Source organism: Streptomyces sp. CBMA123 (genome assembly GCF_014596465.1).
In the GTDB taxonomy this organism is placed as follows: domain Bacteria; phylum Actinomycetota; class Actinomycetes; order Streptomycetales; family Streptomycetaceae; genus Kitasatospora.
Genome location: NZ_MECK01000252.1, coordinates 1 through 7,553, shown reverse-complemented (window position 1 = coordinate 7,553; position 7,553 = coordinate 1). Strand labels below are relative to the sequence as shown.

Annotated in this window: 10 protein-coding genes; 1 reads left to right on the top strand and 9 read right to left on the bottom strand. The window is 75.8% G+C overall.

The genetic code is table 11. The features are described from left to right. Nucleotides 1-169 precede the first annotated feature (169 nt). The 4 genes from BG452_RS25610 to tsaB are packed head-to-tail and all read right to left on the bottom strand — an operon-like array spanning nt 170 to nt 2,730. The gene (locus BG452_RS25610; protein WP_188306721.1) at nt 170-457 is read right to left on the bottom strand and encodes a hypothetical protein; all 288 of its coding nucleotides are present in this window, start codon (nt 455-457) and stop codon (nt 170-172) included. Continuing rightward, nucleotides 454-1,560 (bottom strand): tRNA (adenosine(37)-N6)-threonylcarbamoyltransferase complex transferase subunit TsaD, encoded by a 1,107-nt coding sequence (gene tsaD, locus BG452_RS25605; protein ID WP_188306720.1) that lies wholly within the window; start codon nt 1,558-1,560, stop codon nt 454-456. The genes BG452_RS25610 and tsaD overlap by 4 nt, the downstream gene beginning before the upstream one ends. After that, nucleotides 1,553-2,032, bottom strand: a complete 480-nt coding sequence (gene rimI, locus BG452_RS25600) for a ribosomal protein S18-alanine N-acetyltransferase (RefSeq protein WP_188306723.1) — start codon at nt 2,030-2,032, stop codon at nt 1,553-1,555. Before rimI ends, tsaD begins: the two co-directional genes overlap by 8 nt. A 23-nt stretch (nt 2,033-2,055) precedes the next feature. Beyond that, nucleotides 2,056-2,730, bottom strand: coding sequence for a tRNA (adenosine(37)-N6)-threonylcarbamoyltransferase complex dimerization subunit type 1 TsaB (gene tsaB / locus BG452_RS25595; RefSeq protein ID WP_188306719.1), 675 nt, complete (start codon nt 2,728-2,730; stop codon nt 2,056-2,058). A 156-nt stretch (nt 2,731-2,886) separates the two neighbouring features. Between tsaB and BG452_RS25590 the strand changes: the two genes are divergently transcribed. Further along, the gene (locus BG452_RS25590) at nt 2,887-3,453 is read left to right on the top strand and encodes a hypothetical protein (protein WP_188306722.1); all 567 of its coding nucleotides are present in this window, start codon (nt 2,887-2,889) and stop codon (nt 3,451-3,453) included. 95 nt (nt 3,454-3,548) lie between these two features. On the opposite strand, the gene BG452_RS25585 is transcribed toward BG452_RS25590, so the two are convergent. The 5 genes from BG452_RS25585 to BG452_RS25565 form a co-directional block, all read right to left on the bottom strand. Continuing rightward, on the bottom strand, nt 3,549-3,743 hold the full coding sequence (locus BG452_RS25585; RefSeq protein ID WP_188306718.1) for a hypothetical protein: 195 nt from the start codon (nt 3,741-3,743) through the stop codon (nt 3,549-3,551). A gap of 130 nt (nt 3,744-3,873) precedes the next feature. Then, nucleotides 3,874-4,377 (bottom strand): tRNA (adenosine(37)-N6)-threonylcarbamoyltransferase complex ATPase subunit type 1 TsaE, encoded by a 504-nt coding sequence (gene tsaE, locus BG452_RS25580; RefSeq protein ID WP_188306717.1) that lies wholly within the window; start codon nt 4,375-4,377, stop codon nt 3,874-3,876. 119 nt (nt 4,378-4,496) lie between these two features. Then, nucleotides 4,497-5,816, bottom strand: coding sequence for an alpha/beta fold hydrolase (locus BG452_RS25575; protein WP_188306716.1), 1,320 nt, complete (start codon nt 5,814-5,816; stop codon nt 4,497-4,499). Then, nucleotides 5,813-7,012, bottom strand: a complete 1,200-nt coding sequence (gene alr / locus BG452_RS25570; protein ID WP_188306715.1) for an alanine racemase — start codon at nt 7,010-7,012, stop codon at nt 5,813-5,815. The genes BG452_RS25575 and alr overlap by 4 nt, the downstream gene beginning before the upstream one ends. Nucleotides 7,013-7,198: 186 nt before the next feature. Continuing rightward, on the bottom strand, nt 7,199-7,553 hold a 355-nt coding region (locus BG452_RS25565), incomplete at its 5' end, for an NAD(P)H-hydrate dehydratase (protein ID WP_317621226.1).

Below are 7,553 nucleotides of genomic sequence, written 5' to 3'. Positions count from 1 at the left end.
CCCGTTGTCGCCGCACGCGGTGGCGAAGGCCAGCAAGGCCAGCACCCCCGCCGCGTACGTCCTGGTCCTGCTCAGCCCGTCCCTGTTCACCGCAGCGCGCTCCCGGTCCCGTCCAGCTCTCTCTCAGCTATGCACGGTAGCGGCCGCGGTGGCGGTTCCCGTCCACGGCCTACTCGACGTGCTCACTGGTGAAGGACCAGCGGTGCACCGGGCGGCCGAGCAGCTCGGCCGGCGGGTCGGCGACCGGCACGGGCTCGCCGCTCCACCAGGCGATCAGCAGCACCCTCCCCCCGCCTTCGGCCGGGGGTGCCCCCGTGCCGGGCGCGGTGAGCAGTTCGAGACGCTCCAGCCCGGCCGCGCCGCGCAGCGCGGGCAGCGCGGACTCCCGTGCCCAGGCCGCGAGTTCGGCCCCCCGGCCGTCCGCCGCCCGGGCCTCCCACATCGCGGCGACGGTCACGCGGCGCCGCCACCGAGGGCGTCGTAGGCCTGGCCGTGGACGTCGCCGTGCCCGATCACCGCGGCCGGCACGTGGACGTCGGTCACCGGCAGCGAGGAGTCGGCGGACAGGTCGAGGGCGGAGGGGGCGCGGTCGCGCCACACCATCTCGGAGCCCAGCGCCGCCACCATCGCGCCGTTGTCGGTGCACAGGCCCGGCCGGGGCACCCGCAGCCGGATGCCGGCCCGGTCGCAGCGCTGCTGGGCCATCTCGCGCAGCCGGGAGTTGGCCGCGACGCCGCCGCCGATCATCAGGTGGTCGACGCCGTTGTCCTTGCAGGCCTTGACGGCCTTGCGGGTGAGCACGTCGGTGACCGCCTCCTGGAAGGAGGCCGCGACGTCGGCGATCGGCACCTCCTCGCCGGCCCGGCGCTTGGCCTCCACCCAGCGGGCGACGGCGGTCTTCAGACCGGAGAAGGAGAAGTCGTACTCGGGGTCGTTCCTGCCGCTCAGGCCGCGCGGGAAGTTGATCGCCTTGCGGTCGCCCTCGCGGGCCGTCCGGTCGACGATCGGGCCGCCCGGGAAGCCCAGGCCGAGCACCCGGGCGACCTTGTCGAAGGCCTCGCCGGCCGCGTCGTCGATGGTCGCGCCGAGCGGGCGGACGTCCGTGGTGATGTCCTCGCTGAGCAGCAGCGAGGAGTGCCCGCCGGAGACCAGCAGGGCCATCGTCGGCGAGGGCAGCCGACCGTGCTCCAGCTGGTCGACGCAGATGTGCGAGGCGAGGTGGTTGACCCCGTACAGCGGCTTGTCCAGCGCCCAGGCGTACGCCTTCGCCGCGCTGACGCCGACCAGCAGCGCGCCGGCCAGGCCGGGGCCGGCGGTGACAGCGATGCCGTCCAGGTCACTGGCCTTGATCCCGGCGGTGTCCAGGGCGCGCTGGATGGTCGGGACCATCGCCTCCAGGTGGGCGCGGCTGGCGATCTCCGGGACGACACCGCCGAAGCGGGCGTGGTCGTTGACGCTGGAGGCGACCGCGTCGGCCAGCAGCGTGGTACCGCGCACGATGCCGACGCCGGTCTCGTCGCAGGAGGTCTCGATGCCGAGGACGAGCGGTTCGTCAGCCATGGGGGGTGTCCTTAGGGTCCTTCGGGTCAGTGCTGGGGTGCTCGAGGCGCATCACCAGCGCGTCGATGTTGGCGGGCTGGTAGTAGCCGCGCCGGATGCCCACCGGCTCGAAGCCGTGGCGCTCGTACAGCCGCTGGGCGCGCTGGTTGTCCACCCGCACCTCCAGCAGCAGGTCGGCGCAGCCGCGCCGGGCGGCCTCGTGGATCAGGTCGGTGAGCAGGGCGGTGCCGAGGCCGCCGCCCTGGTGGCGGTCGTCGACGGCGATGGTCTGGACGTCGCCCTCGCCGGCGACGGTCATCAGACCGGCGTAGCCGACGATCGTGCCGTCCGTGGTGGTGGCGACCGAGTAGTGGCGGGTGCCGCCGGGGTGGGCCTCGGCGAGCTCGGACCAGAACATCCCGGGGGACCAGGCGTCCTCGGGGAACAGCCTGAGCTCCAGGTCCATCACCGGCTCGATGTCCCACCAGCGCATCGGGCGCAGGGTGGTGCCGTGGTTCACGCCGGGAGCACCGCCTTGCCCCCTAGGACGGTCTTGTAGGCGGCCGGGACCTGGGCGTCCGGGCGGCGCAGGTACAGCGGCACGTTCGGGAGCAGCTCGCGCCCGGCGGCCAGCTCGGCCGCGGCGAAGCCGGCCAGGGCGCCGGCCGAGACGTGCTCGGGGCCGTGGCCGCCCGGGAAGGCGTCCGGGTAGAGCAGCGCGCCGGCGCCCACCGAGCGGGCCGCGGGCGTCAGCTCGGCCGGGCGGTCCACGCCGGGGCCCTCGGTGCGGTTGCCGTCGGCGTCGTACGAGGCCCAGTAGACCTCTTTGCGGCGCGCGTCGGTGGCCACCGTGAACGGCTGCCCGGCCAGTCCCTCGGCCCGGGCCTGGAAGGCGATCGCGTCCAGGGTGCAGACGCCGTGCACCGGCAGGCCCAGCGCGTGGCCGAGCGCGGCGGCGGTCACCAGACCGACCCGCAGGCCGGTGTACGGGCCGGGGCCGACGCCGACCGCGATGCCGGTGAGGTGGCTCTTGTCCACTCCGGCGGCCCGCAGGACCTGGTCGATCGCGGGCAGCAGCAGTTCGCCGTGGCGCCTGGCGTCGACCTGGTGGGTCTCGGCGAGGACGGCCGTGCCGTCGTGGACGGCGGCGGTGACGGCGGGGGTGGCGGTGTCGAACGCGAGCAGCAGCACGGGTCAAGGTTAGACCGACGTTGGGCCGACCGGCTGATCGAGCTGGTGTCCCCATCCGGAACACACGTACTGGGCGCTGCCGACCCGCCCGGGGGACCTGGCACGATTAGGGCCGTACGAACAGCGGACGGCGGCGGGAGCGGGCACGTGGCGAAGATGGGTCCTGGAGTGGTGGTCACGGGGTTGACCCTGGGGGCCCTGGCGGTGGTGAGCCTGCTGGCCTTCCAGGCCAACGGTGCGCAGGACCGCGCGGGCGGAGCCCGGCCGACCGTCGCCTCGACGTCCACCGGCCCGGCCGCCTCCGCGACGCCCAGCGCCTCGGCCACCCCGACCGTCCCGCCGCTGCCGGCCACCTCGGGCAGCGGCACGCGGGTGGTCTACTCGGTCGGCAGCCACTTCGTCTGGCTGATCGACCCGAAGAAGAACCCGCAGGTCGCGGCCGCCTTCGCGGTCACCCCGGGCTCGATCGAGCCCACCCCGGGCAGCTACTCGGTGTACAGCCGCAACCCCAGCGGCACCGGGACGGACGGTCGGCAGATCGAGCACGTGGTGCGCTTCGCGCAGCAGAACGGCGTGGTGTTCGGTTTCAGCGCGGCGCTGGACGGCGCGACCCCGACCGCCGACCCGAAGACCAAGACCGGCGGCATCCGCAGTGGCCGCGCCGAGGGCCAGCTGCTCTGGGACTTCGCGCCGAACGGCACCAAGGTGGTCGTGGTCCCCTGAGCCGGGCGCTCCGCGAACGCGGTGCCACGCGCGCGGTTCACGCACGGTTTTCTGCGCGCGGTTCCACGCGCACGCCGCTACCCGGCCGCACGGTGCTACGCGGCCCGGGGCGTCCCGGCCTCGGGCTCCTCGGCCTGCCGGGGCCGCGGCTCGGGCGGGGTGGACACCGCCTCGGCGGCCGCGCAGGCGGCCAGCAGCGCCCGCATCGGCTCGCCCGGAGCGCGGTGGGCGGACTCTCCGGCCCCGGCGGTGCGCACGGCGCGCTCCGGGGCGGGGGTGGTGCTCGACATGGCGCCTCCCTAGTTAGGCAGACCTAACCGCAGCACCCATCCCACCACGCCCGGCGCCCCGCCCGCAACACCTTCCCGACAGCCTGTCGGCAAAACGGTGGAACCCGATCGACCGGTGCGGGGGCGCGGCTCAGGCCCGCTCCGCCAGCTCCGCCAGCTCCGCGCCCGCCCAGCGCCCCCCGATACCGGTCAGCAGCACCCGGCGCGGGTCGTGGTCCTCCCCGGCGGTGTCGCCGATCGCCCGCTCGATCCGCACCTCCAGCCGGTCCTCGGCCAGTCGCTCGACCTTGCCCTCGCCCCACTCGACCACGACCACCGACTCCGGCAGCGAGACGTCCAGGTCGAGGTCCTCCATCTCGTCCAGGTCCCCGCCCAGCCGGTACGCGTCCACGTGCACCAGGGCCGGGCCGCCGACCAGCGACGGGTGCACCCGGGCGATCACGAAGGTCGGCGAGGTCACCGCCCCGCGGACCTGCAGCCCCTCCCCCAGGCCCCGGGTCAGCGTGGTCTTCCCCGCCCCCAGCTCGCCGGAGAGCAGCACCAGGTCCCCCGGCCGCAGCAGCGCGGCCAGCTCCCGGCCGAGCCGGCCCATCCGCTCCGGAGTGGGGACGGTCAGAGTGGCGTGCGAGCCCATGCGCGTGTCTTGCCCTTCGGTCCGTAGCGGCGCACCGACCACCGGCCGCCACCGCTACCGTGCCACATCGCCGCGCCCGGCCGCGGCGCGCGGTCCGGCTCGGCGGGGCTCAGGGGGTCTCAGGCGGGGTCGACGGCCGCTTCCTCGGAGGCGTCGGACGCTTCCGCCGGCTCGTCGGCCAGCTCCAGGACGGCCGTCGGCAGCGGCGCGGCGCCGGCGAAGTCCACCGCCCGGCGCAGCAGCAGCGCCAACTCGTGGTCGACCAGCTCCGGGCGCTCCAGCAGCACCAGGTGCCCCGCCCCCTCGGCCAGGACCAGCTCGGCGCCCGGCAGCCGCTCCGCCATCGCCTCGCTGTGCGCGGACGGCGTCAGCAGGTCCTTCGTCCCGGCCAGCACCAGGGCCGGCAGGCCGCGCAGGGCGGCCAGCGCCTCGTACTTCTCGTGCGCGCCGAACACCGGGTAGAACTCGGCGACCACGTCGATCGAGGTGGCGTCCAGCAGCTGTTCGGCGAAGCGCACCACGCCGGGGTCGACGTCCCGGCTCCCGAAGGAGAACCTCCGGTAGAAGACGGCGGCGACCTCCGAGCCGATCCGCCGGCTCGCCTCCACCAGCTCGACCTGACGGCCGAGCAGCCTCACCACGCCCGGCGCGACCTTCTTGAACAGCTTGGCCCCGGCCTTCGGCAGACCGAGGCTCACCTCGTTCCAGTCCCCCGCCAGGGTGCCGACCAGCGCGACCCCGGCGACCCGCTCCCGGAACAGCTCCGGGTGCTGGTCGGCCAGCGCCATCACCGTCATGCCGCCCATCGAGTGACCCACCAGCACCAGCGGCCCGGTCGGCGCGACGGCGTCGATCACCGCCTTGAGGTCGCCGCCCAGCTGATCGATGCCGGCCGGCTCACCCGCCAGGTAGGTACGGGAACGCTCGGAGCGGCCGTGGCTGCGCTGGTCCCAGAAGACCAGCCGCATGCCCTCGCGCAACGCCGCCCGCTGGAAGTGCCAGCTGTCCTGGTTGAGGCAGTAGCCATGGCTGAACACCACGGTCAGCGGTTCAGCGCTGCCACTCGCCCGCTCGCCCCCGGAGCGCTCGGACCCGGAGCACTCGGACCCGGAGCGCTCGGGCCCGGTGCCGCCGCCCTCCGGCTCGTCCCAGCCGGTGCCGTCCAGCTCGACGTACAGCCCGGTGCCGTCCGGCGCGGCCACCGTCAGCGGGCGCCCGCGCAGCGAGCCGTACGGGGCGGTCGCCTCCAGCTCGGCCCGGGCCCGGCGGCGCATCGCCCGGCCGACCGTCAGCCGTTCGATCGCGACGCCCGCGGCCGCGCCGGCCGCCAGCACGCCGACCGAGATCCCGATCACGCCGGCCCGGCTCACCCCGGAGGCCGCGCCGGCCGCCTTGGCCACCGCCGCGACCGGGTTGCCGTCGGTCGGCGTGTCGGTCATGCCGCGCGGCCCCCCTCGTGGCTGCCGCCCAGGTAGCGGCGGGGCACCCGGGCGCCGATCCGGGTGATGATCTCGTACGAGATGGTGCCGCAGGCGCGGGCCCAGTCCTCGGCGGTGGGCTCCCCGCTCTCGCCGGTGCCGAACAGCAGCACCTGGTCGCCGGCCTCGGGGGTGTCGCCGCCCAGGTCCACCACGAACTGGTCCATCGCCACCCGGCCGGCCACCGTGCGCCACTTGCCGCCGATCTGCACCGGGCCGGTGCCGCTGGCGTGGCGCGGCACGCCGTCGCCGTAGCCGACCGGGACCAGGCCCAGCGTCGTCGGGCCGGGCGTCACGTAGTGGTGGCCGTAGCTGACCCCGTGCCCGCCGGGAACGTGCTTGACCAGCGCCAGCCGGGCCGACAGCGACATCACCGGGCGCAGCCCGAAGTCGGCCGGCGAACCCACCTCGGGCACCGGCGACAGCCCGTACGCGGCGAGGCCGGTGCGGACCAGGTCGAAGTGCGCCTCCGGCAGCAGCAGGGTGGCCGGGGAGTTCGCGAGGTGCCGCACCTCGGGGCGCAGCCCGGCGGCCTCGGCGTGCGCCAGCGCGGCGCGGTAGGAGTCCAACTGGGCCTGGATCGACGGGTGGCCGGGCTCGTCGGCGGCGGCGAAGTGCGACCAGACGCCGACGACCCGCAGCAGCCCCTCGGCCTCGGCGCGCCGCACCTCGGCCACCAGCTGCGGCCAGTCGTGCGGCTGGCAGCCGTTGCGGCCGAGGCCGGTGTCGGCCTTCAGGTGCACCCGCGCCGGGATGCCGGTCTCCCGAACGGCCGTCAGCAGCTCCTCCAGCGCCCACCGGCCGCTGACCGAGATGTCCAGGTCCGCGCGCAGCGCCTCGCGCCACGGCCCGCCGGGCGTCCACAGCCAGCACAGGATGCGGGCCTGCTCCGGGCGGATGCCCGCGGCCCGCAGCGCCAACGCCTCGTCGGGCGTCGCGCAGCCGAGCCAGCCGACCCCGTTCGCGACCGCCTCACGGGCGCACTCGACCGCGCCGTGGCCATAGGCGTCCGCCTTGACCGCGAGCATCACCGCCGAACTCCCGACGCGCTCCCGCAGGGCCGCGAGGTTGCCGCGCAGGGCGGCGAGATCGATGGTCGCCTCGGCCCGTACGCCGTCGGTGAGGGTGGCTGTGCCGGTCGTGTTCGCAGTTGTCATCAGGGTCAGTCTCCCAGACGTCCCGGAGTCCTCGCCGAACGGCCCATCGGCGCGGTGGTCGGCACCGCGGCCTCCCGCACCCCGCCGACCTGCGGCAAACGGCCCGTCCGCCCAGCGGAGGACGCGGTGAACGGACGTTTCGGTTCCGCCCCGGGGCCGGGCGGGAGGCCCGTCGGCCGGCGCCGGCTACGGCTCCCGGACCGCCCGCCAGACCGCCGGCAGCGCCTCGGCCACCGCCAGCGCCGTCACCGGTGCGCCCGGGTCACCGGCCGCCTCCCGGCCCGCCAGGCCGTGCAGATAGGCGGCCACCGAGGCGGCGTCCAGCGGGGACAGGCCGGCGGCCAGCAGCGAACCGGCCAGACCGGCCAGCACGTCCCCGCTGCCCGCCGTGGCGAGCCAGGAGGTGCCGGTGGGGTTCACCCGGACGGCCCCGCCCGGGTCGGCGACCACGGTGGTGGAGCCCTTCAGCAGCACGGTGGCCCGGTAGGCGGCCGCCAGCCGGCGCGCGGTGGCCAGCCGGGCGGCGGCCAGCTCGTCGGCG

Excerpts from the sequence above, each read along its gene's own strand:
- BG452_RS25585 (WP_188306718.1), bottom strand. The coding sequence starts at position 3,743 with ATGTCGAGCACCACCCCCGCCCCGGAGCGCGCCGTGCGCACCGCCGGG.
- tsaE (WP_188306717.1), bottom strand. The coding sequence starts at position 4,377 with ATGGGCTCGCACGCCACTCTGACCGTCCCCACTCCGGAGCGGATGGGC.
- rimI (WP_188306723.1), bottom strand. The coding sequence starts at position 2,032 with ATGCGCTGGTGGGACATCGAGCCGGTGATGGACCTGGAGCTCAGGCTG.
- alr (WP_188306715.1), bottom strand. The coding sequence starts at position 7,012 with ATGACAACTGCGAACACGACCGGCACAGCCACCCTCACCGACGGCGTA.
- BG452_RS25590 (WP_188306722.1), top strand. The coding sequence starts at position 2,887 with ATGGGTCCTGGAGTGGTGGTCACGGGGTTGACCCTGGGGGCCCTGGCG.
- tsaD (WP_188306720.1), bottom strand. The coding sequence starts at position 1,560 with ATGGCTGACGAACCGCTCGTCCTCGGCATCGAGACCTCCTGCGACGAG.
- BG452_RS25575 (WP_188306716.1), bottom strand. The coding sequence starts at position 5,816 with ATGACCGACACGCCGACCGACGGCAACCCGGTCGCGGCGGTGGCCAAG.